The organism is Cupriavidus sp. UBA2010 (assembly GCF_002335265.1).
Classification (GTDB): Bacteria; Pseudomonadota; Gammaproteobacteria; order Burkholderiales; family Burkholderiaceae; genus Cupriavidus; species Cupriavidus metallidurans.
On sequence record NZ_DDCI01000017.1, the window covers coordinates 235720 to 262471 of the forward strand.

The window sequence follows — 26752 nt, forward strand, 5'->3', positions numbered from 1 at the left end:
CTGATATGAAACGAATTACCTGCTGCCTCGTCGCCGCGTCTCTGCTCTTCTCATGGACAGCGCACGCGCAGACGTCCAACGTTCCGCTATCCATGCTGCCCAATGCACTGCTCGGACTAACGTCCGGCTCGGACAGCAGTCCCTCGACTGACGCCGCCACTGGCCAAGGTGCTGCGGCACCTGCCTGGCAAAGCAGCCAACCGAGTATCTCCGGCCTGCAATCTCCGATGATCACGGGCGGCACGCCTTTGCCAGGTACCGGTCAGATCCAGCCGCCGTTGCCGAACATCGGTGCACAGGCATATATCCCTGCCCAGCGGCTGGTCGATTACGATGCCAACCAGAAGAGCGAGGTCTTCGGCACTCAGCTATTTACCGGCGCATTCGCCCGCAGCGCGCCATCCACCTTCAATCCTGACTACGCCGTTGCCATCGGTGACGGCGTGCGCGTCAGGATCTGGGGCGGGTTCGACTTTGATAGCGTACTTACCGTCGATTCGCAGGGCATGATCTTCCTGCCTCATTGCGGACCGATGCGTGTTGCTGGCATTCACAACCGCGACCTGCAAGCGGCGGTCACCGGCGCGTTGCGCAAGGTCTTCAGTAGCAATGTTTCGATCTACGCGAGTCTCGCCTCGGCACAGCCCGTCCGCGTGCTGGTCTCCGGCTTCGTCCGCCATCCCGGCATGTACGAAGGAACGGGGAACGACAATGTGCTGCGCTATCTGGACATGGCCGGTGGCGTCGATCCGGACCGGGGTTCCTTTCTGGACATACAGGTCAAGCGTGGAGCCACCATACGCTACAAAGTCGATCTCTATCGCTTCTTGTTGAATGGCGACCTACCGAGTACGCCCCTGACAGATGGCGACGTGATCTTCGTTGGCCAGCGGAAGAACACAGTGATGGTCGGCGGCCTGGCGGCGAGCGCCAAGCGTTTTGAGTTCAATGGCACCACCACGTTGGCCCAGATCGCAGCCGCTGCGCGGCCGGATGCCACCTCTACCAATGTGCGCGTCACGCGTGGATCGGGCACGGTGCAGGACGTTGAGTACTATCCACTCAGCAATGCGCCAGATGTCACGCTGACGAATGGCGATCTCGTTGAGTTCACAGCTGACAAACGGCCCGGCACGATTACGGTGCGGGTGGAAGGCGAGCACTTGGGTCCGCAGGAGTATGTCGTGCCTTATGGCACCAAGCTGGGCGACCTGCTTGGTCGCGTGGAGATGACATCCAACTCGCTGCCAGAGAGCACGCAACTCTTTCGTCAGAGCGTGAAGGATCGGCAGGCGAAGATGCTCGATACCTCGCTCACGCAGTTGCAGAACAGCGTGCTGACCGCACGTTCCGGAACTAACGAGGAATCCCAGCTGCGCCAGCGTGAGGCTGCCCTGGTTCTGCAATGGGTGGACCGCGCGCGCCACATTGATCCCTCCGGTCAAGCCGTCATCGGCCACGGCGAGGAACGCAGCGCCCTGCTGCTGGAGAACGGTGACCGACTGAGGATCCCCACTCGCAACGACCTGGTGTTGATTGGCGGTGAAGTCCTATTCCCGAACTCGTTCGTATTCAAACCTGGTGCCAATGTCCAGCGCTACATTCAGCAGGCAGGCGGATACACGCAGAACGCTGACAGTTCACGCGTCATCATTGCCCATCTTGACGGCACGTTTATCGATGCGCGCCAGGACGATACCGTGATGCCAGGTGACCAGATCATGATCCTGCCCAAGGTGGACTTCAAGACGATGCAGTTTGCCAAGGACGTTTTCTCTATTCTTTACCAGATCGCCATCGCGGCGAAGGTGGCAATAGGTCTCTGACATGCTCCTTGTAAACCACGTAATGTCGAACAATGTCGCGAGCGGAATTTTCTCGGACATCATCTCGTACTACCGCAGCTTCGCGCCGCCCGGTATCGAGCACGTGGCATCAGCCAGTGCGACGCTCGGCGGAATGATCCGGCACTATCACCGGCCAAATCTGGAATCCCGCCTCTCAGGCCCGTGTGTGGTCACAGTTCACCACGATCTGCGCGACGACGATCCTTCGCTCACGGTCCAGCACTTTACTGACCGCTACCGGGAGGCAAATCGCGTGATCTGCCTCAATACGCTACAGCGGGACTACCTGGCGGCGGAGGGCATTACCAATACCGTCGTCATTCCCCATGGTTACCACGCAAGGTATATCCGTGCGCGTGGCGATGCCACTGACATACCCTACCGTGAGAATACCGGTAGCGGTAAGAACGGCCGTGTGGTGATAGGCGTGTTCTCGCGTCGCTATCCGAGAAAGGTCAAGGGCGAGGGCTACATCTACGAGCTTGCCCAGCGCCTCGATCCAGCCCGTTTCGAATTCGTTTTGATTGGCAAAGGCCGCACCTACGATGCCGCGGTGCTGGAGCGGTTCGGCTTCGACGTGACCGCGTACGAGACCTTGCCCTACAAAACAGTCGCCTCTGCCTACCGGACCGTGGACGCCCTGCTGATGTCCTCCTGGTTCGAAGGCGGCCCCGCAAATATTCCGGAGGCCGTTGGCGGCGCAGTACCTGTGCTGTGTAACCCGATTGGCATGGCCAAGGATATGGTCGTCGACAGGGAAAACGGGCTTCATCTTTCCATGGACGCCGGGTCCGATGCCGAGCAGATCTCTGCGTGGCTTCTTGATCCAGCTTCCCGTGCGGACCTGCGTGAAGGTGCCAAGCGCAATGCCGGCAATGCCATTACCTGGGCCATCCACGCCTCCCGAGTGGTCGACGTCTATCGGGAGGTACTCAACGAGACTCTTGGAAATATCCTGACATGGCAAAACGCGTCCTGATCGCAGATCGTCTGCACATCACCGATCGGAACTTCAAGAGCCTGATCACCTATCTCCGCCGCGCAGGCTACGAGATGCATGCGATCGAGCACCCGGAAGGCCTGCTTACCGCATTCGGCCACTACGAAGATCGCGAGGAGATTGCGCCCTATCTCGAGCGCATGGCCGACTGGAGCGAGGCGCAGTTGCGCGCGCTCAGTATTAATGGCTTCAATGCTTTCTCGATCGCCAGAGCCGAACTGATGAGCCGGCTGGCGCCGTTGCCGCACTGGACGGATACCGAGCACTATGGTGTCGATGGCGACGACCTTCTGGCGCGGCTATACCAGACTGACCGGGCCGCCCTGTTGGAGAACTTCGCTGCAACCTGGTACTGGATGGACCGGTGGCTGGAGATCATGCGGAGCCTACCTCCCATGAATATTGCCCTGGTTTTCTCCGGCAGCCTCATCTATGCACGGACATTCTCGTGCATCATGCAGCGCCGTCAAGGGCAGCTCTACGTTTGCGAGAGTTTCTTCACAGGGCAAGACTATTACCTGGAGGCGCGCCACAGCCCGCTGCCCAATGACTCACTGCTCGGCGCCCCGGGGCTGTATGGCTCGATCGAGATCGCCACGCAAGGCGGCAAGCGTCGCGGCGACCGCGCAGCGCTAATGGAGCGGCTAGACAGGCGCTCCAACAAGAATGTCAAGCAGCCTGAGCACGACGGTGAGCCCTTGTTCCAGAACGGCGAGAAGCAGGTGGTAATCCTGGGGCAGGTCGTCAATGATTTCTCCCTGCTTAACCACGGCGAAACAGGTTTCCACAGCATCGCCTTTTATCGCAACTGCATTCGCGCTTTGCTGCGCGATACCAGTGCGAACATTGTTTTCAAAGCCCATCCGTGGGAGCAAAAGAAAGCGAATGTCAGCCGGGCGCTGACACGCGAGTTGATCGAAGCCGAGTTCCCCGACCACGAGGAACGTCTGCGTATTGTCGAAGACTACTCTCTTGAACACCTGCTGGGCTCCGCGGATTTCGTCATCGGTGTCAATTCACAGGGGTTGCTGGAAGCGGCCCTGGCGGGCATCAAGCCAATCCAGGTTGGAAAGGCCTTCTTTGGTCGCAAGGGCTTTACCCTGGATGACCTTACCGTCTCCCAGATTGTCGAGACGGTCAACAGTCTGCCTGGTAGCTATCTCTCCTTGCCCGAGTACGCCGCGCTCGAAGACTTTTTCTTGAAGGCACTAAATACCTGGCTGGTTCCTGAAGTCGAGAAGGAAGGGATTGAGCGCCTGATCCGGATCCTTGGCCCTTTGCCGAAGGCTGCGGCTGTACCGGTCAAGCCGGCCAGCAAGCCCGCGACGGCATCGGCGCCTAAAAAAGCGCCGGCGACGGAACTGCTCATCCCGGACAACCCAGTTGTTTCGCGGGAATCGGCGACAACCAGAAAGCTCAGGAAGTTTCGCCAGAACCCTTATGCCTTCTTCCGCGACGCAAACTCGCCACTACTGCGCTCAGTAGCCCGACTGATTGCACATTGAGTGAGGGGTAGCCATGCGCGAGTGGCTCCGATCCGCCATTTACAAAGGAAGAATCATGCCGACAGAGAACGAAGCTGAGCAACAGCGTGCCGACAACCGTAAGCGCTGCGCCGAGCTCGGCGGCCGCATCGCTCCTACAGCCCAAGTCAGCAGTGCGGTGAGCTTCGACGACCCAATTGATATTGGAGATGGCGCAGTGGTCTATGCGCCGGCATTTATTGGCGGGTTCACCTACGTCAATGTAGGTGCTGTCGTCTTTCCCCACGTCCGCATCGGCAAATTCTGCTCGATCGGGCGTAACGTGCAGATCGGGGCGGCACGCCATCCCGTGGAATTCCTGAGTTCGCACCCTTTCCAATTCTCGCCAGCGCTTTTCAATCGCGTGCAGGGCTATCCAGCCTTGCAGACCGAGAAGTGGCGCTTTCACGAGCCCACCACAGTTGGCAACGACGTTTGGCTCGGGACCAACTGCGTAATAGTGGCCGGCGTCAAGATTGGAGATGGGGCAGTTGTGGGCGCTGGTGCCGTGGTGACGAAGGATGTCGCCCCTTATGAAATCGTCGGAGGCGTTCCAGCGCGGCGAATCCGACTTCGCTTTGATGAAGACAAAGTGTCGCGCTTGCTCAAGACGCGCTGGTGGGATCTTCCCCTTGATTCATTGAAGAATATTCCGTTCGGCAATATCGATCAGGCCATTACATCCATTGAAGCCATCCGAAGCAGCAAGGAAAACGCATGAAACACCCGCTATCAAGAACATTCGGTTCCATTCTTATCGCCACAATTGTTCCGAGCGGTCTGGCTTTCGCCGACGACTGCACACTGCCCGCGCTGGACAAGGACGTCACATTACGCGCGGAGTGCATCTATCACAGCGGAATGCAGATCACCCGGCCTGTCCGCGTAGATTGCAATGGGGCAACTCTGGAAGGTGACAACTCGCGGGCAACCGGCATTCTGATCGACTCCAGGGGGGAAAGCCTGCAAGGCGTAGAGATTCGAAACTGCCGGGTGCACGGCTTTACCAAGCTCGGCATTGGCATCGGCTGGTCGGTACCGGACGGCAAAAAGCGAGAGATCGTCGGTGGAGACGACCCGCAACGCTACGTTTCCCGCACGCCTTCCGGCACCCACCTGATCGGCAACACGATTGAGGATATCGGCGGAGTGGGGATCTACATCGATGATCATGCCACTGGCACTGTCATCGATAACACTACGGTGCAGCGCGTCAGTGGCGCAGGAATCTACCTTGAACACGATTCCAGCGGCACCTCCATCGTTCGCTCCCGAATCCTGCAAAGCGGATGGGATGGTGCCAGGCCAATGCAACCTGGCATCGCGATCGATGCTTCGGCTGACAATCGCATCGAAGCATCGACTATCTCTGGCAACGGCCTGGGGGGCGTGTTCCTCTACCGGAACTGCCAGGAACGCGGTCTGACAGATCCTGAGTCAGTACCTCGTGCGCACGGGGCCAATGGCAATCGCATCCAGGGGAACAAAATAGACGGCCGTGTGGGTGTCTGGGTAGGTTCGCGCATGAGCCGGAATATGCGCAGCATGCAATGCGGCAGGACCCCCTACTACAAGAACGCCGACATGGACGTTGTACTCGACGAGGCCCGAGGCAATTATGTCAGCGGTAATACGTTCGGTGGTCCTGCAAACTGGGGGATGATCGTGGAGGACGATGACACCGTTGTCGAACATAACGCATTCGTTGGCCCCTTCGCCAATGGTTCCTTGCTTGTCGGCACGAAGTACCGCAATCAGGTGCTGAACCTGCCAGTTCGCGGGACAGTGCTCCGGGACAATCGCACCCCCGAGAAGCAAACACCACATTGGGAGTTCGGCAGTACTCAATAGGGTGGCGTGGTGTCGGGATCTAGCCTTGGTTCATCTCGAACAATCCGTGCGAGAACGCGGTTCGCCCTCTCGTCCTCGGGCGCAAAGGCCGGCTGGTTGCGGCCATTGTCGCTGGTGCCGATGCCAGTGCGAACCTCTACTTGCTGGTAGAGCGGAATCTTCGAATGACAGCGTCCGAGTGCGGCGTCCCGACATGGTGGAGTGTCGGGCAATGGAGGGCGCCGCTCGCACGCTGGGGCCGGGGCAGGCTATCCCTTAGGCCACCGAACGGGAATCACCGAAGCACCCACCGCTCGATGCAAGTGCGTAGCTCCGGGAGCTTGAGCGGCTTGAGCAGGAAATCATCCATGCCAGCGTCACGGCCGCGCTTCCTTTGTTCATCTGAGGCATCGGCGCTCAAGGCTACGACGGGCAGCCGCTGCGCCTGGCCCGCTTCGGATGCGCGGATTGCACTGGTGAGTTCGTAGCCATCCATGTAGGGCATGTGGCAGTCGGTCAGAATCATCCCGTATCGCTTTTCGTGAAGTGCGGCCAGGGCCTCCCTTCCATCTGACACCACTTCGCAGGTCAGCCCAAGCTTCTCAATCTGCCTGCGGATGACGATCTGAAACGGCCCGTGATCTTCGGCGACCAGTATCGGCAAGGTTGTGAGTCCTGCCAGCGAACCTGAAGAAAGCGGGGCGTCCTGATCTTGAGTGCGAATGGGGTGCCCATCGCGTTGGACTATGGCGATGCATGCCGCGCGAAACTCGCTCCACCAGATTGGCGGGCCGGAAAGGCCGCCTTCATTCCTGCCGTAGCGTATGGCGGATACCCCGGCAGGCAGCTTGTCTGCGGCGGCATCATCGGCCACCGCGATATCCGGGGGGGATGGAGCATCGAGGGAGGCAAGCTCCATGCCGAGTGCCACCGCATGTTCGCGAAATACCGCCGCGTCGCCCGCGCGCGATACGTCGATCGCCACGCGCTTGCCTTCAAGCTCGGCAATTTGTGTGCGACGTTCGACGACAGGCAGCGTTAGCTCAACACGGAACGTGCTGCCTTCACCGGGGATGCTCGACAAAGAGATGGTGCCGCCCATTGCCTGCGCCAGCCGAGAGCAGATTGACAATCCCAGCCCGCTGCCCCCGAAACGTCGCGTTGTCGATAGGTCAGCCTGAACGAAAGCCTTGAAGAGCGCGGATTGCTTCTCCGCCGGTATGCCGATGCCGGTGTCGCTGACCTCGATGCGGAACGTCTGTGTCGCGGGATGATCGGCGATCAATGTCAGGCGAACGACTATGCTGCCCTGAAGGGTGAACTTCGCCGCGTTGCCGACGAGGTTGAGCACGATCTGTCTTAGTCTTACCGCATCGCCGAGGAGTGTTTCGGCTACGCCAGATTCAGCGTAGTACTCGAGTACCACGCCTTTTTCCAGGACCTGGCGCGCCTGGATGCGCAGAACATCCTCGATGATCAGTCGCAGGTCAATCGGCGCCTGTTCAAGCTTCATCTCTCCTGCTTCGATCCGCGAAAAATCAAGGATATCGCCGAGAATCTCAAGGAGAAGCTTGGCCGAATGATCGGCCAGATCCAGTTCTTCGCGCTGGCGGGCGGAGAGTTCGCTTTCGCGCAGCAGGTCCAGCGAGGCAATGACCGTGGCCAGCGGCGTGCGAATTTCATGACTCATTGCGGCCAGGAAACGGGACTTGGCTTGAGTGGCAGCTTCAGCCTCGCGGCGGGCGGTCGCTAGCAGCGTGTTATAGCGCTGCATGTCGGTGACGTCCATCCCATAGCCATACCAGACTGTTGCGCCGTCGGCCCCGTTTCTTGGGTTGCCGGTGGCGATATGCGCCCAGCGATTGTCTGTTTTGACTAGCAGTGTGACATCCATCGGCTTCTGGGCGGAGATGGATTGCTCCACTTCGGCAATCATCCGTTCTTTCTCAGAATCATCGAGGTTGGGGAAAACGCCGCCACCTTCGCGCATCAGTGTCTCGGCAGTCCAACTGAACAGGGTACTTTGGAGCCCCTCCACCCAGGGAAACCAAATATGTCCGTTTGACTCGCGGCGCAATTGAAAGAATGTTACTGACAGCGCTCCGGTGATATCGGCCATGGCTGCGGAAGTCTGATCGACGCGATGCTGCGCTGCCACCTGTTCGCTGATATCCGTCAGTATTATCGCGATACCCGAGAACGCGCCATCTTCAGAGCCGCATTGTTTAGCGGTTACCTTGAATGTGCGTACGGATTGCTCCGGAATTCCGAGGGTGATGAGATCGGAGCGATTGTCGGCGTCCATTCTGAGCAGGGTGAGTTCCAGCAGACCACCCAGATCACGGAAGCGGCTTGTTGTGTGACTGTGGACCAATGGTTTCCCGACGAGATCGTCGGTACTGACGCCGCACAGCATTGCGTAAGGTTCGCTGACCTTGAGGATGCGGTGCTCGTGGCTCACCACCAGGACCGGATTGGGCGAGGAGTCCAGCAACGACTGAAAAAGGGCCTGCGCCGCCTGGAGTTCTGCCACCTCGGCTCTTGCCTGTCTGGCGTTGCGCCAGTAGTGCGCCGCCACGAGCATCATTACTGCCAGCAGGGCAAACGGAATAACGAGATAGGCCGCCGAAAGATGGAGCATGGTGCGTCACGAAGTCCCGGGCAGTGTCGATACGACAACCACCGTCCCCGACGATTGGAGGGCGGCACTTCATGATGCTAGTTGAAAATCAAGAATTACAAAAGTGACAGATATGCAACATGCTCGCGAGTTGATCGGCAAGCCATGTGCTTCTGCTTTCTGACAGGGTCCGGGTGGACCACAGCATCAGTGGTGTGACTGACCTGGCGCAGGCATGCCGCGAAGGAACGCGCCGGACTCCGCTCTCGAATCCGTCAGGCTATGGGCCATCAAGCGCAGTGTCATCGCAATGCTGTCGCGATGCGGAACATGGGGGTGCAATCGCTCGGACTCATACAGGAGTACTGCGGCGAAATCATTGATCACATTCTGGTCATACTCAGCCTGCACGCGAACATGGGTTTCAAGCATCCAGCTCAGGCCCTGGACAAAACCGATGACGAGCTCCAGATCGTCCGAGTTAGGCCCGGTCTTCTGCATCCGACTCAGGCGATCAATCTCGGATTCAAGGGCGGCAATTCGATGTTCGAGCGCTTCTATTCGCGAAGTCATGGAAATTCCGGTTGAGGCACGGTGATGCGGCGAGGTTGAGAAGGGTTATGACACGAGCAACTCAGTCGCCAAGGCGAACCAGACTGCCAATCTGCTCGGGGGCGATGCCGAGCGCAGTCGCCAGCTTCTCGATCGACGACCGGCGCAACGCTTCGCTGTTCTCAAGTTGGGCGTAGGCTTGCTGGCTTACTCCCAGACGTTCCGCAACCACCTTCTGTGTGTGGCCTAGATGCTCGCGCCACGCGCGGACCGGTGTGATGTCATTCGCGAGCACCCTTCGGGATACCACGTCGGGCACAAGATTCCGGTCGACTCCCAACTGGACCGCATAGCTGGCGTAGGGGATGACGACGAAGACTGGATGACCGCGATGATCATCAATGATCTGGAGGAGATTCGACGTATCCATTGCTATCGACGACGAGGGCGGTGGAAGCGGCGAAGACTTCGAATCATCGCAGGCGTCGCGTTCCATGGAGCAGCCCATTTTTTACGAAGCACCTATCAGCTTGATCAGCTCGTACGGAGTTTCGGATGGGATGGTTATCCCAAAAGCGAACTGATCGTTAAGCGTGGATTAAGTCTAACGACCAAAGGGAACGCTGATCTAGGAAGAAGGCCGATTCGTCGTCGGAAAATTCCGATTTCAACGCAACAAGCATCGAAGGCGTGAATGAGCGCACGCGTGCGTGCAGACATCATGCGACGAGTGGCGAAACCGTTCAAGCTGGGTGAACTACAGTCGCGAGGAATCTCATTTCTGAGCAGAAACCGTACTCAGTTCACAACACTATCGGTTTGCCATGGTCTCGTGCACATAACGCGAATTTCCTAAATATGACAGGAAGTTTCTTATAAGGCCACGGGAAATCTCGCATCCTGTCTTTTTGATGATCGTAGATGATTGTTTTAGAAGGATAAAATGGAAGTCAATGGAAAGACGAGAAAGTGTCGAGCCGGCCTTTTAGCTATTTCTTGTCAATGGTGATCCAAAGATAATCCGTACCGTTGCATGTTCACCTTGTGACGTTAATCCACGGAAGAAGGAATTCAGTATGAAAATCAAGATGCTCACCGTTGCGGTCGCTGCCTTGGCGTCTACAGGTGCCTTTGCACAGACCAGTGTGACGATGTACGGCGTGGCGGACGTCGGCGTCGAGTACCTGAGCCACGCTGGCGGCGATCACAGCACGGTTCGCATGTCGTCCGGCAACCTCTCGGGCTCCCGCTGGGGCCTGCGCGGTACGGAAGATCTGGGTGGTGGCCTGAAAGGTATCTTCACCCTGGAAAGTGGCATCAACATCGACACGGGCGGCTCCGCCGACTCGAGCCGCATGTTTAACCGCCAGGCATTCGTCGGTTTGCAAAAAGATGGCTTCGGCACGGTGACGCTGGGTCGTCAGCAGACGCTGCTGTATGACTTCGGTCTGAACTATGATCCGATGGCCATCGGGACGCGTTACTCGATCATCGGACAAGACGGTGCGTTTGCAAGCCGTGCCGACAATGCGATCAAGTATGTCGGTACGTTCGGCGCCTTCACGGTTTCCGGCCTGTACAGCTTCCGCTTCAACGGCCAGGAAGTACCGGGTCAGAACAACCAGGGTGCCGAGTATTCGTTCGGCCTGAACTATGCCACTGGGCCGCTGTCGGTTGGCGCCGTGTATGACCAGCAGCGTCTGGGCTTTGCCGGTGGTGACTCGGGCTCGAAGATTCAGCGCGCAACGCTTGCTGGTACGTATGCGTTTGGTTCCGCCAAGGTGTATGGTGGCTGGCGTTGGGCGAACGAGACCGGCGTAGCGGCTCCGAACCTGACTGGCAACCTGGCTGTGCCGGGTAACCAGCTCCGCTCGAACTTGTTCTGGGCGGGTCTGGGCTATCAGATGACGCCGGCGCTGTCGCTGACTGGCGCAGTCTATTACCAGGGTGTTCACGAGACTTCGGCAGATCCGTGGTCGCTGGTTGCTTCGGCTGACTACGCGCTGTCGAAGCGCACCGATCTCTATTTGAACATGGCCTACGCCATCAACAAGAAGGACAAGGATCGCGGTGTGGTGTCGGCGGTTGGCGTGAGCAATGCCGATCAGCCGATCAATGGTCAGAACCAGTTCGGCGCCGTTGTCGGCATCCGTCACAAGTTCTGATGACGTGATCGTGTACTGAAGATCGTGGAGTGCCCGGACGGGTACTCCACATCTGCCAGATCGGAAAGGCCACGGCATATGCCGTGGCCTTTTTGCATGAATGCCCGTGAGGAGGCTCCACGGTAATAAATTGTGATATTGCGGCACGCATTCGGACATGTCTGCATTAGGATTCGGAAAATTCCTAATTCGGAAATTTCCCTATGCCAACCGCAATCCCTGAATCCGAGTTCGGACCGCCGCGAGTGTGGATCGCGCGGAGGCGGTGGTCGTTGGCGATGGCGTTCCCTTTGGTTGCCGTCATGTTCGGCGCCGTCTCACCTGCCCATGCGCAGAAGCGGAATCCGTCCGAGGTGCCATCGGCGCCGGTCGTGCAGTTGATCGTCAAGGAGTCCGGCGCGATCAGATCAGCCGCGGCCATTAATGGCCGCGGCGATGAGATGCGACGCATCCAGCAGTGGTCGGCAGCGGCGCTGCAACCGTTGACGTCCAAACGGGTCATGAGCGGAGGGGCTCGCATACTTCGGCTGAGCACGCCGCTGACGGCAAGTGACGCCGCCGCGGTGGCACAGCGGCTCAGGGCCACGGGCGCATTCGACTATGTCGACGTCGACTACCGCATTCACGTGGCTGGCGTGGCAGCCAACGACACCTACCTGTCGCAGCAATGGAACCTGTCACCGGCCACGTCGTCGCGCGGCGGGGCGGATGTCCTGGCTGCTTGGCAGCGCATGCCGACTGGTGGCAGCGTGACCGTGGCTGTCGTCGACACTGGTATTACCGCTCACGAGGACCTGGATGCCTCTCGTCTTGCCGCGGGCTACGACTTTCTGATCGCTGAGACATTGACGACGACAGCCGATGCAAAGACTGGAAAGTTCCTGCCGACAGGCTTCGTGAAGAACGATGGCATCGCCGACCGGGATACCGACCCTTCCGATCCGGGAGACTGGGTGACCGCGGACGATGCGACAAACTACCCCGATCTTTGTGGTCCTGCCGTTCCAAGCAGTTGGCATGGCACCTATGTGAGCGGCATCATCGCCGCCACGCGCGGCAATGGCTTGGGCATCGCAGGTATTACGCCGTTTGCCAGGATCTCGAATGCGCGGGTGCTGGGCCGATGCGGTGGCGTGACTTCGGATCTCATTGACGCAATGCGCTGGGCAGCGGGTATTGCGGTCCCCGGCGTCCCACTGAATGCTGAGCCAGCGAAGGTCATCAACCTGAGCCTGGGCGGTTACAGCCCATGTGGTCCGGCGTTGCAGCAGGCAGTCAACGATGTTCGCACGCGCGGCGTGGTGATCGTGGCGGCAACGGGAAATGATGCGGCCATGGGCGCGGGTGCTCCCGCGAATTGCTCTGGGGTCATTGGGGTAACCGCGCACACGCCCGAGGGCGACAGCGCGGACTATGCCAACGTCGGTACCGGAACCATGCTGAGCGCGCCGGGCGGGGGGAGGGGCGTGCTGATGACGGGCAGTCAGTTGAGCGTATTGTCGACGGTGAATCTGGGCACGACCACACCAACCGGATCGGGATATGGGCTCAAAACCGGCACCAGCATCGCGGCACCTCATGTGACCGGCGTTGCCGCAATGCTGCTGTCGGAGAATGCTTCGTTGACGCCGGACGACATCGCATCATTGCTTACGCAATCGGCACGCCCGTTTCCTGCCGGATCCTGGTGCCAGAGCCGTCCAGGTACGTGCGGAGCAGGCATGCTCGATGCGGATTCCGCGCTTGCGCTACTGTCTGGGCAGCCAGTCGTGCATGTCGCGGCAAGTGCTGACACCGTGCAACCCGGAGCAACACTCACCCTTTACGCGAAGGGAGCACCAGGCTTCAAAGTGAGCGGGGCCACTATCCAGTGGTCGCAAACGGCGGGCCAGGCGGTGTCAATCACACCAGTGCCTTCGGATAGCAGCAGCGCGACGGCGGTACTGCCAACTGTCGGTACATACAGCTTTGTCGCGACGATCCGCAATGACGCAGGTAGTGTGGCGACCGATACGGTGACTGTTGCTGCGACCGACCCTGCATCCGTGTCGCCGGGCAATGGTGCAACCGGCGGCGTCTCGTCAGGTGGGAGCGATTCTGTTGGCCCTCCGCCGGCGGCGGGTGGAGGTGCGGGTGGCACGGCCTCTCAGACAGGGGGGTCAGGCGGCGGCGGTGCGATCTCCCCAGTCTTGGCATTGCTGCTGCTGTTTGCTGGCGGCCTGGGCTATGGCCTAAGGAGGAGCTGGAGCGGATCTGTCACGTTGGCAAGGCCAGGCCAATGAAGGAGGCAGACGTAAGTTGCCGCATGAAGCGGTCGCTCACGCCTCCCGCGCGCATTGGCCTCGCTATGCCAACGCGACAACGCCGTTGTCGATCATCTTCTGCGTCATGAGACAAGGCAACGCTCCACAAGGCAATGCTCATCAGCCATGTGACGATGACACGGTTTAGTTAGCCGCACTTATTGCTTTGTCGGTTGCCCATACGCGACGTGTTGACCATCGGCACCTTGAACCAAGTAGGCGATTGTTCTTTGATAAACATTACTGCCAGACACTGGGACAAAGACGATTGCGGCCAATCCCGAGTAAACCATGCCCGCGGGCATAGGGCATGAGGTACCTGCGGCAGCGCTGATTGACATGTTGTAGAGGTTCTGGTTGGTGCCCGGAGTCGCCAAATGCAGTGTTCCGCTGACATCGCAACCACTCAAGGTTCCCGTCAATGCTCCCGCGCTGTCAATCGTGAGCGATACGCTCGTTTGCGACCACGTTCCTGTGACGCTGTTTTGGGTCACACTCAATGCGTTCGCTACGTCGTAGCCCCAGAGAATGCTCTGGGTCATTCCGTTCGCCAGATATGTGCCCGAGAACGTTTGCCCTTGTACATATGTCCCGCTTCCAGAATTCACCGGGTACGCAGACACCAGAGAGAACTGCTTGCCCGACACCATCGACCACGAAGCGCCTAATGTTGAAATGGAACCGATCAGTTCTGATGTCACAAATGATGCGGACGAGTTCAGCGAATATATGTTCAACGAAGGATCGATAAAGGCAAGCGCGCGGCCAAGACCCGAATTGGCGCTCCATACGCCAACGGGACCGGTTCCTGTTGCGGCCGTGGATCCCAGTTGCGGATCGGCCAAGTTTGGCAACGCTTCGCCCACAGGGGTTGGACTTGGAGACGATGCAGGGTCTGGGGATGGGCTTGGAGATGATGCGGGCGTCGGGCTTGGAGTTGGCGACGATGCTGGCGCCGGAGCGGGTGTGTTCGATGCCTGCTGCGCAGTATCGGAATCGCCTCCACCACCGCAGCCGGTTAGAAGTGCTGAGGCAATTGCTGAAATGAGTGCCGCTTTCTTTTGCATCTTCTCTCTCTCCTCAAAATGGCAGTCGCCATTCTTCCTGTTTAATCACTCGCACGAGCAACGTTCTGCATGTCTGGAAGTCTTTTAGGCACCGATGCGAGGTAGGGTTATGATTTCTCCTAGGCCTGAGACACACCGTGCAGTAAGCCACTCATAACGTTATCGTTGTGGCGGCGAGAAATGCAGTCAATAGTAGGTTCCGGCGCACCTCTACATTTACTTGATGTGAGTCAATAATTCTGTCGTGTTGGCAAGGCATGGCCGATGAAGGAGGGGGATATAAGTTGCCGCCTCATGCGTGGTCGGACTTTGGGTGACGTCGGTGAATTCGCACCAAGCCGAGAAGCGAGCGGCGAGGTGTTTGCAGTAGAGGGATGCGCGCAACAGGTACCGTTTCAGCGCGAAGTGCTGGCGGATCGCTCGAAGCACGAGAGGAAGGTCTGAGTGCGCCTCGGATCGCGAATGCCTTAGGTGCGCCGCATGCGTTCGCACCTGCGCCGGATGGTCTGATAGCTGACGGGCACACCGCGCTCGAAGCGCACTTATCGATGCCGAACTGGCCCAACTGGGGACGGAAATGCCGCCGCAAGGCCAGGCGATGATGACTGCGGGGAATCGGTGGTTGCGGTAGAGCGATATCGTTTTTATCCTGGTGTCCTACGCCTTCTCGTCAACGTGATCGTGTCGCCGGAGGGCATAGCGTGGCTCTAGAACCGGTCCGGAGCCTGCCAGACAAGGAACACACCGGGGGGCGCGTCAGACAGCGGTCGCCTGGAATGCGGCAAGATCTGCCTGAAACGCTTTCATGGCTTCGCTCTGGAGCAAGGCTTGGTCTTGCGGAAACGGGGCGTCGAAGTCAAAGGCCGCCGTGCTGTAGGTGACCTGCATGGAAGCCAGCGCTTCGGCTAGTGCCCGGGCTTCCGGCGACCGGTGCATCCGTAGCTGCCAGATCGCGGTGTCCAGTGGACTGTCCAATACATTGGGCGTTGGCGGGCAGATAGCGGTAATGAGTTTACGGGCGAGCCGGAACGCCACTACATAGGCACAAACCGCTGCCTGTCGCCAACTCGCTTCGGTTGTGGCGTTGGCGAGCATTGACACGGAAGCGGTCAGATCGGCCAGCACTGTTGGCGACCCGGCAAGCGCAGCGTCGGGATGGGCAGTTGGGCCCACATCGATCAGCAACGACGGCGGCACGACCCGCTCGAAGCTAGTGCCTAGTGCGCGGTGTACGACGCGCGTCAATTGCGCGCACCGGAAAATGTCTGCCGCAAGGTGGAAGCAAAGCGCGGCGCGTTCCTTGTCGAAAAAGATCACTCTCGCATAGGCGGTATGGGCATTTGATCGGTCCAGAACCTCGATCGCCACCTTCGCACGCCCAAGCCATTCGTCGTTATAGTGCAGCGCGGCGGAAAGCTCCTCGAGATCGTAGTTCACGTTGCTCGGGCGGATCATTCGCGCTGTGCCTTGGGTGCCTGTGCCTGGGCTGGGCGTCGCTGGGTTGCCTGGAGTGGAATGAAGCTGCTTGATTCCAGTGGCCATGCGTCTTTCCCCCCTTTGTTGCCCGTTGATTCAAAATGCAAATGCCAGATCACGCACGTGTCGCCGGACATGTGAGTGCAGGGCAAGTATCGACGCTCGCCATGATCGACTGGGCAGGGAAACATCGGAAAATAAGAGCGGAATATTCCTAAATGAAAACTGCTCGGCGCAAGCGGCGGGCGTGCCATTGTCGCGAGTAAGCTGCGGTTGATCTGGGGCCTGATGGATATGATCGCTCCAGCACATGTCATGGCGTTACGACACGGGTTGTGGAGGGTACCTATCTTGCGAAGGGACGAAATCTCGATGCGGAGAATTCGAGCAGGATTTCAAGAACGATCGGATCGTTCAGCGAGCCATACCGTCTCGACAGAGAATTGGTGTTTATTGAATCATGGCGCCATATCACTGCATGTCGCCATGGTTTTCATCGCTTCCTGTTTCATCGCCGCAATCAGCCTCGTCGTTCTTGTTGCCTGCATCTTTCTATTGGTGTCGTACGATTAAGTCCAGCCCCCCGCCCGCGCCGGCCATCATTCCGCCTTTCGAGGCGCGTGGCCACGGAATGCTGCGATGCAGCAATGCACATGAATCGAAAACTCGGAGTTATCCTAGTGCAAATGCGGAATCTTCTCGATGCGGCCATAGCGTATGGCAATGACAATAATCCATAGGGAAGCTACGAATTTTCCCGTGGTTCTATCAGTCATCGAACCACCTTACAGGTATGGAGAAGTCAAAGATGATTACCGTCCTCATTGTCGACGATCACCCGGCAGTCCGACTCGTTATCAAGACGCAGCTATCGCAAGTGCTCGGCGTTTCATCCGTGCTGGAAGCCGACAACGGCCAGGCGGCGATCGACGTTGTGCGGCAGTGCAGGCCCGATCTGGTTATCCTCGATCTCGATATTCCGAAGATCAACGGGCTTGAGGTGATTCCTCGCCTGAAGGCCATCCAGCCCAATATCCGGGTGCTCGTGATTTCGGGGCAGGATCCGATGACCTTTGCGCCTCGCGCCATGCAGGTGGGCGCAAAGGGCTTCGTCAGCAAGATGCAGGACATGACGGACATCATGCGCTGTGTGGAATCTGTCCTTGCGGGCTATACGCTCTTTCCCGCCGAGGTGGTTGAATCCGGTGCCGTGCCCGGCAAGGCCCGCGAAGATAGCGAACTGCTGCAGCAACTGACTGACAAGGAGATTCAGATCATGCAGATGCTGAGCAAGGGAATGTCCAACAAGGCGATTGGAGACTCGCTCTTCATCAGTAACAAGACCGTGAGTAGCCACAAGACGCGCATCATGGAAAAGTTACACGTCACGACGTTGCTGGAACTGATCGATTTTGCGCGGCGCTGCAATATTGCACCTTGAGATGAGGTGTCGCTATGTCACGGGTGATCATCTCAGGTGAGGAATGGAGTGGCGCGGAGCGCGAAGAACTCGCTGCAAGTCTGACGTCACTGGGGCTATTCACAGAAGCGGCAAGCGCCGTGGCATCCACCGATGCCGCGGACGTCGTCGTCGTTCGGTGGCCACTATCAGCGGCATCGCAGGCTTCGCTGTCCAATCATTCACCTCCGTGCTTGCGACTGCTGATGTGTGATGCCGGCAGTATTCCGGCGGAGTTGCCCCAGTCGATCGATGCGGTGCTTCCCCTCCGCGCAGACACGGTGACGATTGCGGAAACGTTCGCTGGCCTTGGCTTCGTGCCATTCTCGGCGGCCGACGCCGCACGCCTGTGGCCAGCACTCGATGCCCTGACCGGGGGCGACGCCGATATTCGTACGGAGCTGGTGCAAAGCCTTGTCCTTACCAATACCGAGGACCTCGCGGCACTTTTGGCCGCTTGCGATGCTCGCGATTGGGATCAGGCGCGGGCCATGGCGCACAGGATCAAGGGAACTGCCCGGATGCTGGATTGCCACGCTACGGTGGCGGTCTGCCAGGCCATTGAATCCGCTTCGATCCGGCAAGACGGTGATACGGTCACCGCTCTGGTGCCATTGCTGACACAGGCGATTCAACGCCTTCTCGCGGCGCTGGCCACCGTACCGGACTGAGCCGTACCGCGCGGCCACGCTGACACGCGAACTCAGTTGGCGCCCGCCGGTGGAGTGCCGCCCGCCAGCGCTAGCAGATCGGCACGCACCCGTTCCAGGACGGGTTGCCAGTCGCGATACGTCTCCTGCCGATAGAGTCTTGTGGTTGGATACCACGGGCTGTCCGACCGACCCAGCAGCCATTGCCAGGAAGCGTTCACATCGAGCATCACCCAAGTCGGTCTGCCGAGGGCGCCTGCCAGGTGCGCGACGGACGTGCACACTGTTATCACGAGATCAAGACTGGAAATCAGTGCGGCGGTGTCGTCGTAGCTTCGCAGTTCCGCGGTGTGATCACGGATATCGAAATCGGGGACGCTTGCCAGTTCCGCCGCTCCATCGATCTGCAGGCTGTGAAATTCGATGCCAGGAAGGTCGCGGAACGCCTCGGCCAGTTCGGCGATGGGCACCGCGCGAAGCGGATTGCGCTGGTGGCCACGGCTGCCGCTCCAGACCACGCCGACGTTGAGCTTGCCAGACGCCGACAGGCGTTGCGCCCACGCGCTTGCGGCGGCAGCATCCGCCCGCAGATATGGCACATCGGCGGGCAACGTATCCAGCTCGGTGCCAAGTCTTAGAGGCGCGCTACAAAGCGGCAGGTGATAGTCGAAGCGGGGCAGACTGGGAGTGTCATGCGGGATGACCTCCGGGATCACGTCCGCAAGACTGCGCGAGAACAAGGTATGAAGCTTCGAGAAGCAGCAGTAGTGCAACTGTCCACCTTGCTGTCTGACGAGCGCCGCAATCCTGGGCACGAAGCGGACAAACTGCATTGCGTCACCGAAACCCTGTTCGCCCCACAGAAACAGCGTCTTGCCAGCGAGGGGTTCGCCGCACCAGATCGGTGCCTTCAGATCGGGGAATGATCCCTCCAGTTCTGGCGAAGCCCAGCGGTGTTCGAAGTTGATCAGGCCATTGCGATAGTCGCCGTGCAGCATTTGCAGCATGGCGAGATTCCAGATGATGCCCCCCGAAACTGGCGCCTGCATCGCTGCCTTCTCCATCAGGGCCAGCGCATCTGCCCATTGGCCAAGCTCCTTGAGCGCATTTGACTGCGCTTGCAAGGCGAGCGGCATCGTTGGGGCCAGGGCGCAGGCGCGCCGGGCCGCCAACGCGGCGTCATCCGGGCGGCGCAGTTTCAGCAAGGCATCCGACAGGTTGATCCACGCTAGGGGATTGGAAGGCTTCAGCTCGATGGCCCGACCGATCTGTGCCATGGCTTCTTCGGTCCGGCCGGATTGCAGATATGCGGCGCCGATGTTGTTGCAGAGATTGTCGAGGTCAGGATCTAGCGCATGTGCTTTGGCATATGCGTCCAGTGCCTGCTCGTGGAAGCCGCTGTGATGCAGGGTGAGGCCGAGTTGAAACCAGGACGTCGCTGCTTCAGGTGCGCGTTCACAAAGATGCCTGGCAATGTCCGCACCGCGCGTCAGGTCGCCCGTCGCCGCAAGTGCTTCGCACCAATCGGACAATTCAGCTTCATCAAGTGCTTCCGGGCCCGTTTGCTGAAACCAGTCTACGGCCGACTTCGCATCTCCGGCGCACAGGGCCAGATGAGCCACGCCCGCCAGTGCCCGCGAATGATTCGGGACCGTGGCAAGTACCTGTTCAAGTGCAGTCTTTGCGCTCGCCGTGTCGCCGAGTTCAACGTCCAGCGCGGCCTGCGCAACGATCGCATCCAGGGACTCCGGCGTTCTCTTCAGCCAGTCTCGTATCAAATGCGCGGCCTGCAGCAGCGCCCCTTCGCGAATCCATGTGTGAACCTGTCCCAGGGCGTCGTGCCCGGGGCGGGGAGCTTCCGGTGCAGTCGATGTCATGGCTAAGAGGTGATTCGTTCGATGATGGTCAGCAAGCTGGGTGTCATTTCCGATGGACAGGGCGCGCGAATGGTGATTGGAATCATGCCGCGAGTGCCGTTTTGCCGCAAGGCGCAAGCGCAAGCCCTGACAACCCGGGCAGCCCCGGGTGCGCGCGACGGCTGACGGTTGTCGCCAGCGTTGTTTCCAGCGTGGCCATGTCGACAGGTTTGATCATCACGGCATCCATCCCACATTCGATTGCGTGCGCGCGGATCTCCGGTTGTGCGCTGGCCGTATAGCCCAGGATTGGCAGCGTGCGATACGGCAGATCACTCGAGCGGATCGTTCGTGTCAGCGTGGGGCCATCCATGTTGGGCATGGAGTAGTCGCAGATGATCAGATCGAAGCTAGCGTCCGCTAGCTTCTCAAGCGCCTCGCATCCGTCACTCGCGGTGACCGCGCAGTGGCCGAGTTTCTCCAGCTGCCGCTGCAGCAGGATGCGGTTTGGCGCATGATCATCGACGATGAGGACATGCAGTGTATTGCCGGGTTTTGTGGAGGGCTGAATTCTCTGGTCCGATTGCGGGACCGGCGCGATTTCGGCGACGATCGGTAACTCGATCGTCGCGGTGACCGTCGTGCCTTTGCCCACCTCGCTAGTGATGCCGATTGTGCCGTGCATCTTGGTCACCAGCCGTTGGCAAATGGACAGGCCCAATCCCGTGCCTCCAGCGGAACGCTTGGTGTCGCCAATCTGCGTGAATGGCTGGAATAGTTTCTTCAATCCACCTTCGGGAATCCCGGTGCCGGTATCGCTGACCGAGAACGTCAGGCTTTGACGATCTGGCGTGAGATTGGTGGCACCGAGTCGGATCACCACCGAGCCACGATCGGTGAAACGCACCGCGTTCGACACGAGATTATTGAGGACTTGCTTGAAACGAAGCGGGTCAACCATGTGGCAAGGGGCCACGGCATCATCGACGATGGCTTCAAGTTGGACGCCCTTGCGCGCCGCTGCCAGTCCGAAGAGGCTCGTGACGTCGCCGACGAGCTGGCGCAGTGGCGCCGGCTGAGGTGTCAGCACGAACTTGCCGGCTTCCATCTTCGACGCGTCGAGGATGTCATTGATCAGCCCGATCAGCGATTTTGCGGACTCCTGCGCGGTTTCCACCTGAAGGCGGTCGTCGTCAGGCAGGCGCTTGTCCTGAAGCGTGAGTTCCAGCATACCCAGGATGGCGTTCATCGGTGTGCGGATCTCGTGACTGATGGACGCCAGGAACGCGCTCTTTGCACGATTGGCGGCCTCGGCGCGGTCCTTGGCGGAAGCCAGTTCGGTGACCATCTGCTGGCGTTCGGTCATGTCGATCCATCCGCCAATGATGCCCACCACGCCGCCCGTGGCATTTCGAAGCGGTTCCACCCAGTTCAGCACGATGCGTTCTTTGCCCTCGATCATGAGGGTTCGGTCGAGCGTGGCCGCCTCGCCAGTCGCCAGAACCTTGCGATAGGTCTGCAGGCTCAAAGGGATGTCGCCAAGCTTTAGCGGCATTTGATCAATCGTGCGCCCACGCATCTGCTTGCGGCCACAGCCGAGGGCACGCTCGAACGCTGCATTGCAGGTCATGAGCCTGAGGTCGGCATCGCGCAGATAGATCGGTTGCGGAATGGCATCGAGGATGGAAGTCTGAAAGGCAAGTTGCTCATGGAGGACGGTTTCCATGCGGCGGCGGCGCTGGATTTGCTGTCGCAGTGATTGCGACCACAGCAGCGAGATCGCCAGCAACACCAGGCCGGCGGCCAAGCTGAACCACGCCCAGGAGGGCAAAGTCTCCGTGCTACTTGCAATGCTTTGGGGCTCGGACCAGCGCAGACGCAAGGCGTTGATGTCCTCCCGCGACAGGCTGAGCAACGCCTTGTTCAGAATGGCCAGCAACATCGGCTCGTCTGCGGGAACGCCAATACCAACATTGAGTGGCGTGCCACTGATGGGCGCGACAATCCGAAGCACTTCGGGATATGACTCGCGTATCAGGTAGTTGGCGGTCAGCATGTTGCCCAGCGTGGCGTCGGCGATGCCGGTGGCAACCATACGGTAGGCGTCACGATAGGACGCGGCCTTGACAACCTGGAGCGGCACGGTTGCGCGAAGCCGGTCAATGATAGGGTTCGGCAACACGACGGCAACGCGCTTGCCGGCAAGATCCAGGATGTTGTTGATCCCGCGTTGCCGAACGTGCGCCACGATGGCCCAGTACCCCTGGAAGTAGGGCTCTGTGATGGTCAGGCCGTCGGCACGCACGGAGGGACCATCGACCGGCACGATTGGCTGAATCGTGGGAGCGCCTGGGTGGTCGGGGCGGTTGTTGCCATCGGCGCGGACAGGCTCGAATCGAAGCCCCGTGCGCTCTTCGATCTGGTCGAGTACCTGCACGCTGAGTCCCACCGATTCGCCATGCTCGTCAGAAAACACGAAAGGGACCCGGTCATTGGTAGCACGGTATCGAACCACGGGGTGCGCGGCGATCCACGCGCTTTCTTCCGCCGTGAGGTTCAGGGCCTTGTCGAAATGCGGCATCAATGTCGTGGGCACCCAGTGGGTGGAGATCGCCAGACGCGTGGGCTTTGGGATCGCGCTGATTGCCGCGTCGAACCGCGCGCGCAGCGCTGGGTCCCGGACGAGGAACGACAGGTCACCGACGGAGAGTCGCGAGACATTCACCGCGACCAGGTTGGGAATTCCATACTGCGCGGTGATATAGCTGGCAGCCGTCGCGTTTGACAACAGCACGACGTCCGCGCCCAGCGACAGTTGCGTCAGTGCGTCCAGCAGGGTGGCATAGGATTGCAGTTTGCGCCCAGGGTAGGCTGCCAGGATAGCCTGAGGATCCAGCTGGCCATTCACATATCCAAGCGTCTGGTTCCCAACCAGCTTGTGCGCCGTGCTGCGGGTTGCGATCTCGATGATCTGGTTCGGCATGAATCCGATAGCGCCTTGTGCCGGTCTCGTCTGCCCCGGATCGGTTGCGACCACGTCAATGGCATCGTGGGAAAGGTCGTAGAGCGCGGCGTCTCGGGTGGCGTATGCGCGGACTTCGACCTTGGCGTGCAGTGTGCTGGCGATCATCGCGAGATAGTCGGCGGAGATGCCCTCGTAGTTGCCATCAATGCCAACGAGATCGAACGGTGGTAGTCCGTTTGCCATCACGCCGATGCGCAGCAGCACCGGGTCTTTCGGCTTCTGGAGTGTCAATGACCCCGGAACGGGTGAAGACGCGCCATTGACCCTGATGCTTGTCTTTAATGTCAACGGGTGAGACGGCATGGCCAGATCACGCCGGAGTTCCGCCTGCGCGGGATGCGCAGTGCCAAGCGCCAGAAAGACGAGTGCGAGCATCGTGCCGATTGCCCGCCCTATGTTTTTCCAAAGGGGGTACGCCGTCTTCACAGAGACGGCCTGGCGTACAGCCGGTGAAGGGGAAATCGGGTTTGACATGATGCTTCTCGATAACAACGCCAGGCATGCTTGAGGCTTCTGGGATTGGCGACTGGGTACGCCTGGCGTCAGTCGGCATGTGGTCCCAATGTATTGAGATGCTGACGACCGAAGTCTAGGAACGCCATTGCTACGCCGGTGACAGACATATCCGCAAATCAATGCGGAAATTTCTGAATGCACAAAAATGACGCACAGCGTCTCCCCCAACGCTGCCGCGTCATGGCTGTCGGAGACAAACCTGTGCGAGTGTGGATGTGGCCTTCAGGCCCTGGGAGCAGGCTTGCAGCGCGCAGTGACGAGGATCAGGCGCGCTGGCAGCGAAATTCGAATCATCGGTTCCCGGAGACCAGCGTCGGATTGCGTCGCAATGCGCTCCGGGCGATGACTCTATGCCTCCATGCCTCGATACATCTGGGGGACTTGTGTGAGGACTTTGGAAATCCGGCTACTGCGCTTTGGAAGCGGCTGGCTTGCCACACGTGAACGTCAGCTTGCGAGGGTCGTTGGTTGGCGATCCAGACCGGTACCCGTCAACCGAGCCAACCGGCACTACCGGTGCGTCCTTGCAGACCTCGTTTGCTACCTTCATGCAGGTCTTCGAGCTTTCGAGCAGCCCGGTGCAACTCACCTCATAGGCCTGGCCGGTGATGTCCGACCGTTGCGCTGCATTCAGGGTGTACGTCGGGCCGCTCTGCGTGGCGCAGGCGCCCAGCGATGCGATCAATGCGCCGAGGACTGCGGCCTTCAATGTGATGATGTGAAAGTGTTTCATGATTCAACTCCTTGAGTACTGGGTCCCGCTCCAGTCTGGCTTGGCGCCACTGGGCTGGAAGCGGGAGATCTCATTTCCTACGTGTAAAGGGCGGTGGTGATTACCACTGCATCGAGCCGCCGACACCCACCGTGGTGCCACCCGCGCTCATGCCCACGCCAGCGCGCACCTTGACGTTCTCGGTGACGCGGGCCGTTGCGCCGATCGCCACGGCATGCTGCCCCTGGTACGATCCGCCACCAACACCAAGTGCAAGCGTCTTGTCCTTGTCCACGTCCGGGATCATGGTCAACGCGGTTGCCGCTGCGACACCTGCGTACGCCTTGCGGGACATGACATTCATCGAGTTCTCGACGTTGTTGACGCGCATGTCGGTGTACTGGTTGGCCTGGGAAACACCGGTATTCAACTGGTTCACGTTGACCGCATCGGTGCCGGCGGTACCCGCTGCCACGTTCGTGATCTGACGCTCGTTGCCAGCGGAGCCCACGGACACCGAGTTGGCACGATCAGTGGTCGAGCCCGCGCCCAGCGCCACGCTGTTGTCGTGGGTTGCCGTCGAGTTCGCACCGATGGCCGTCGAGTTGTTGCCCGATGCCGACGCCGTGTTACCCATCGCCACCCCGTTGTTGCCGGTGACGCTGGCGTTGGCGCCCGATGCCACACCCTTCGTGCCTGCCTTCACGTACGCCTTGTCAGCATCCGTGTTGGTGCCATCGGCCTGGAAGTAGCGCGTGTTGGCCTCCGTCTTGTTGATCGTGTCGCCCCAGTTGTTGACCGTATCCTCCAGGTTCGTGACACGGGTATTGGTCTGGTACAACTGTGCGCCATTGACCGCATCGGTGCTGTTGGCCGACACATCACCCTGGTGCACGTTGCTGATCGTGGTGCCGCCGGTCTGGCCGCCGTCGGTCGACGTGGTGCCTTCCAGTGTCACGTGATCCTTCGGCGAACCGGATGCACCGTCGTACTTCACGGCACGGTCATCGGTCGTCGGCGTTGTCGACGTATTGACCGAGCTGATGGCTGCCTGCAACTGCGCCACGTTCACCGCGTCGCTGGCCGTGGTACCGGCTGCGACACCCGTGATCTGGCGATAGACGCCGGCTGCCGGGTTACCAACCGAGAAGACGCCCGTCGTACCCATCGTGTTCATCACCGCGTTAGCCAGCGTGGTATCCGCACCGACTGGCACCCAGCCCGCGATACCGCCTGCGGTGCTTGCCAGCGAGCCAGAGCCCAGCGCCACGCCACCGGCAACCGACGCGGATGCGCCGATGCCCGCGGCAAGCGAGTTCAGTCCCGTTGCGCCGTCGTTGGCGTAGTTGGCACCTTGCACACCACCGTCGTTCACGCTGTAGTAGTGCGTCTTCGATGCATCCACCGTGGTGTTCAACTGGTCCACGTTCACCGCGTCGCCGCCGCTGGTGCCGGCTGCCACGTTGTGGATCACCGTACCACCCTGCTTCGTCGTGGTGTTGTACGTGTCACCACCCATCGTCACGCTGTTGTGGGTGCTGTCGTCGTACTTCACGGCGTTGTTGTCCAGGGTGTCGACCTTCTGGTCCACGCCCTTGAGCTGCGCCACGTTCACCGCGTCGCTGTCGGCCGTACCGGCTGCCACACCCGTGATCTGGCGGAATTGGCCGTTGGTCGCATCACCCACCGACACCGCGCCCAGCGTGCTGGTCGTCGCCGCGATGGCCGCGCCCTGCGCCGTGCTTGCGCTTTGCGGCACGAACCCGGCCACACCTGCCGCCGTGCTTGCCACCGAGCCAGAGCCCAGCGCCACGCCACCGGCAACCGACGCGGATGCGCCGATGCCTGCGGCCAACGAGTTCAGGCCCGTTGCGCCGTCGTTGGCGTAGTTGGCACCTTGCACACCACCGTCGTTCACGCTGTAGTAGTGCGTCTTCGAGGCATTCAGCTGATCGACGTTCACCGCGTCGCCGCCGCTGGTGCCGGCTGCCACGTTGTGGATCACAGTGCCGCCCTGCTTGGTCGTGGTGTTGTATGTGTCACCACCCAGCGTCACCGAGTTGTGGGTGCTGTTGTCATACATCACCGCATCCGCCACCGACGCTGCCGTCGCCGACTTCAGCTGGCTCACGTTCACTGCATCGGTATCCG

At 59.9% G+C, this 26752-nt stretch carries 19 protein-coding genes and 2 pseudogenes; 11 read left to right on the top strand and 10 right to left on the bottom strand.

Features of this window, described 5'->3' with window-relative positions; all coding sequences use genetic code 11:
- Window positions 1-5: 5 nt before the first annotated feature.
- The 6 genes and pseudogenes from B2246_RS13710 to B2246_RS13735 form a co-directional block, all read left to right on the top strand.
- Window positions 6-1826 (top strand): polysaccharide biosynthesis/export family protein, encoded by a 1821-nt coding sequence (locus B2246_RS13710; RefSeq protein WP_286882383.1) that lies wholly within the window; start codon window positions 6-8, stop codon window positions 1824-1826.
- A 22-nt stretch (window positions 1827-1848) separates the two neighbouring features.
- The gene (locus B2246_RS13715; protein ID WP_286882382.1) at window positions 1849-2826 is read left to right on the top strand and encodes a glycosyltransferase family 4 protein; all 978 of its coding nucleotides are present in this window, start codon (window positions 1849-1851) and stop codon (window positions 2824-2826) included.
- Entirely contained in the window at window positions 2808-4352 is a 1545-nt protein-coding gene (locus B2246_RS13720) for a capsular polysaccharide biosynthesis protein (protein ID WP_286882381.1), read from the top strand. Before B2246_RS13715 ends, B2246_RS13720 begins: the two co-directional genes overlap by 19 nt.
- Before the next feature lie 55 nt (window positions 4353-4407).
- Window positions 4408-5091 carry a CatB-related O-acetyltransferase gene (locus B2246_RS13725; RefSeq protein ID WP_286882380.1) on the top strand — a complete coding sequence of 228 codons (684 nt, stop codon included), beginning with the start codon at window positions 4408-4410 and terminating at the stop codon, window positions 5089-5091.
- The gene (locus B2246_RS13730; protein ID WP_286882378.1) at window positions 5088-6221 is read left to right on the top strand and encodes a right-handed parallel beta-helix repeat-containing protein; all 1134 of its coding nucleotides are present in this window, start codon (window positions 5088-5090) and stop codon (window positions 6219-6221) included. The genes B2246_RS13725 and B2246_RS13730 overlap by 4 nt, the downstream gene beginning before the upstream one ends.
- A gap of 26 nt (window positions 6222-6247) precedes the next feature.
- Window positions 6248-6373: pseudogene (locus B2246_RS13735) on the top strand (IS66 family transposase); the annotation flags it as partial.
- 122 nt (window positions 6374-6495) lie between these two features.
- Here the strand turns inward: B2246_RS13735 and B2246_RS13740 are convergent.
- The 3 genes from B2246_RS13740 to B2246_RS13750 all read right to left on the bottom strand — a co-directional run bounded on the left by B2246_RS13740 (window position 6496) and on the right by B2246_RS13750 (window position 9868).
- Window positions 6496-8841, bottom strand: coding sequence for an ATP-binding protein (locus B2246_RS13740; RefSeq protein WP_286882377.1), 2346 nt, complete (start codon window positions 8839-8841; stop codon window positions 6496-6498).
- A 186-nt stretch (window positions 8842-9027) separates the two neighbouring features.
- Entirely contained in the window at window positions 9028-9393 is a 366-nt protein-coding gene (locus tag B2246_RS13745; RefSeq protein ID WP_186424698.1) for a hypothetical protein, read from the bottom strand.
- Window positions 9394-9454: 61 nt separating this feature from the next.
- On the bottom strand, window positions 9455-9868 hold the full coding sequence (locus B2246_RS13750) for a helix-turn-helix transcriptional regulator (protein ID WP_349676973.1): 414 nt from the start codon (window positions 9866-9868) through the stop codon (window positions 9455-9457).
- A gap of 580 nt (window positions 9869-10448) precedes the next feature.
- Here B2246_RS13750 and B2246_RS13755 point away from each other — a divergent pair.
- Window positions 10449-11537 carry a porin gene (locus B2246_RS13755; RefSeq protein ID WP_186424700.1) on the top strand — a complete coding sequence of 363 codons (1089 nt, stop codon included), beginning with the start codon at window positions 10449-10451 and terminating at the stop codon, window positions 11535-11537.
- A gap of 203 nt (window positions 11538-11740) precedes the next feature.
- On the top strand, window positions 11741-13819 hold the full coding sequence (mprA, locus tag B2246_RS13760) for an MprA protease, GlyGly-CTERM protein-sorting domain-containing form (protein ID WP_186424701.1): 2079 nt from the start codon (window positions 11741-11743) through the stop codon (window positions 13817-13819).
- Between the two features lie 179 nt (window positions 13820-13998).
- Here the strand turns inward: mprA and B2246_RS13765 are convergent, their stop codons facing one another.
- On the bottom strand, window positions 13999-14382 hold the full coding sequence (locus B2246_RS13765; protein ID WP_286882375.1) for a hypothetical protein: 384 nt from the start codon (window positions 14380-14382) through the stop codon (window positions 13999-14001).
- Window positions 14383-14476: 94 nt separating this feature from the next.
- Here B2246_RS13765 and B2246_RS13770 point away from each other — a divergent pair, with 94 nt between their 5' ends.
- Window positions 14477-14995 (top strand): hypothetical protein, encoded by a 519-nt coding sequence (locus B2246_RS13770; RefSeq protein ID WP_234707001.1) that lies wholly within the window; start codon window positions 14477-14479, stop codon window positions 14993-14995.
- Between the two features lie 212 nt (window positions 14996-15207).
- On the opposite strand, the pseudogene B2246_RS13775 reads toward B2246_RS13770, so the two are convergent.
- Window positions 15208-15374 (bottom strand): annotated as a pseudogene (locus B2246_RS13775) (IS6 family transposase); the annotation flags it as partial.
- 289 nt (window positions 15375-15663) lie between these two features.
- Window positions 15664-16449: a hypothetical protein gene (locus B2246_RS13780; protein WP_080709731.1), complete on the bottom strand. Its 786-nt coding sequence runs from the start codon at window positions 16447-16449 to the stop codon at window positions 15664-15666.
- Between the two features lie 742 nt (window positions 16450-17191).
- On the opposite strand from B2246_RS13780, the gene B2246_RS13785 reads away from it, so the two are divergent.
- Both B2246_RS13785 and B2246_RS13790 read left to right on the top strand, forming a co-directional pair.
- Window positions 17192-17824, top strand: coding sequence for a response regulator transcription factor (locus B2246_RS13785; RefSeq protein ID WP_186424703.1), 633 nt, complete (start codon window positions 17192-17194; stop codon window positions 17822-17824).
- A gap of 14 nt (window positions 17825-17838) precedes the next feature.
- Window positions 17839-18513, top strand: a complete 675-nt coding sequence (locus B2246_RS13790; RefSeq protein ID WP_035882848.1) for an Hpt domain-containing protein — start codon at window positions 17839-17841, stop codon at window positions 18511-18513.
- Between the two features lie 32 nt (window positions 18514-18545).
- Here the strand turns inward: B2246_RS13790 and B2246_RS13795 are convergent, their stop codons facing one another.
- The 4 genes from B2246_RS13795 to B2246_RS13810 all read right to left on the bottom strand — a co-directional run.
- A complete protein-coding gene (locus B2246_RS13795) occupies window positions 18546-20486 on the bottom strand; it encodes a tetratricopeptide repeat protein (protein WP_286882374.1) in 1941 nt (646 codons plus the stop codon).
- On the bottom strand, window positions 20452-24057 hold the full coding sequence (locus tag B2246_RS13800; RefSeq protein ID WP_286882373.1) for an ATP-binding protein: 3606 nt from the start codon (window positions 24055-24057) through the stop codon (window positions 20452-20454). Before B2246_RS13800 ends, B2246_RS13795 begins: the two co-directional genes overlap by 35 nt.
- A 238-nt stretch (window positions 24058-24295) precedes the next feature.
- Window positions 24296-24622, bottom strand: a complete 327-nt coding sequence (locus B2246_RS13805) for a hypothetical protein (RefSeq protein ID WP_186424707.1) — start codon at window positions 24620-24622, stop codon at window positions 24296-24298.
- Window positions 24623-24722: 100 nt separating this feature from the next.
- Window positions 24723-26752 (bottom strand): YadA family autotransporter adhesin (locus B2246_RS13810; protein ID WP_286964047.1); only part of this gene is annotated, 2030 nt, incomplete at its 5' end.

Excerpts from the sequence above, each read along its gene's own strand:
- B2246_RS13710 (WP_286882383.1), top strand. The coding sequence starts at position 6 with ATGAAACGAATTACCTGCTGCCTCGTCGCCGCGTCTCTGCTCTTCTCA.
- B2246_RS13715 (WP_286882382.1), top strand. The coding sequence starts at position 1,849 with ATGTCGAACAATGTCGCGAGCGGAATTTTCTCGGACATCATCTCGTAC.
- B2246_RS13720 (WP_286882381.1), top strand. The coding sequence starts at position 2,808 with ATGGCAAAACGCGTCCTGATCGCAGATCGTCTGCACATCACCGATCGG.
- B2246_RS13725 (WP_286882380.1), top strand. The coding sequence starts at position 4,408 with ATGCCGACAGAGAACGAAGCTGAGCAACAGCGTGCCGACAACCGTAAG.
- B2246_RS13730 (WP_286882378.1), top strand. The coding sequence starts at position 5,088 with ATGAAACACCCGCTATCAAGAACATTCGGTTCCATTCTTATCGCCACA.
- B2246_RS13740 (WP_286882377.1), bottom strand. The coding sequence starts at position 8,841 with ATGCTCCATCTTTCGGCGGCCTATCTCGTTATTCCGTTTGCCCTGCTG.
- B2246_RS13745 (WP_186424698.1), bottom strand. The coding sequence starts at position 9,393 with ATGACTTCGCGAATAGAAGCGCTCGAACATCGAATTGCCGCCCTTGAA.
- B2246_RS13750 (WP_349676973.1), bottom strand. The coding sequence starts at position 9,868 with ATGGAACGCGACGCCTGCGATGATTCGAAGTCTTCGCCGCTTCCACCG.
- B2246_RS13755 (WP_186424700.1), top strand. The coding sequence starts at position 10,449 with ATGAAAATCAAGATGCTCACCGTTGCGGTCGCTGCCTTGGCGTCTACA.
- mprA (WP_186424701.1), top strand. The coding sequence starts at position 11,741 with ATGCCAACCGCAATCCCTGAATCCGAGTTCGGACCGCCGCGAGTGTGG.
- B2246_RS13765 (WP_286882375.1), bottom strand. The coding sequence starts at position 14,382 with ATGACCCAGAGCATTCTCTGGGGCTACGACGTAGCGAACGCATTGAGT.
- B2246_RS13780 (WP_080709731.1), bottom strand. The coding sequence starts at position 16,449 with ATGGCCACTGGAATCAAGCAGCTTCATTCCACTCCAGGCAACCCAGCG.
- B2246_RS13785 (WP_186424703.1), top strand. The coding sequence starts at position 17,192 with ATGATTACCGTCCTCATTGTCGACGATCACCCGGCAGTCCGACTCGTT.
- B2246_RS13790 (WP_035882848.1), top strand. The coding sequence starts at position 17,839 with ATGTCACGGGTGATCATCTCAGGTGAGGAATGGAGTGGCGCGGAGCGC.
- B2246_RS13805 (WP_186424707.1), bottom strand. The coding sequence starts at position 24,622 with ATGAAACACTTTCACATCATCACATTGAAGGCCGCAGTCCTCGGCGCA.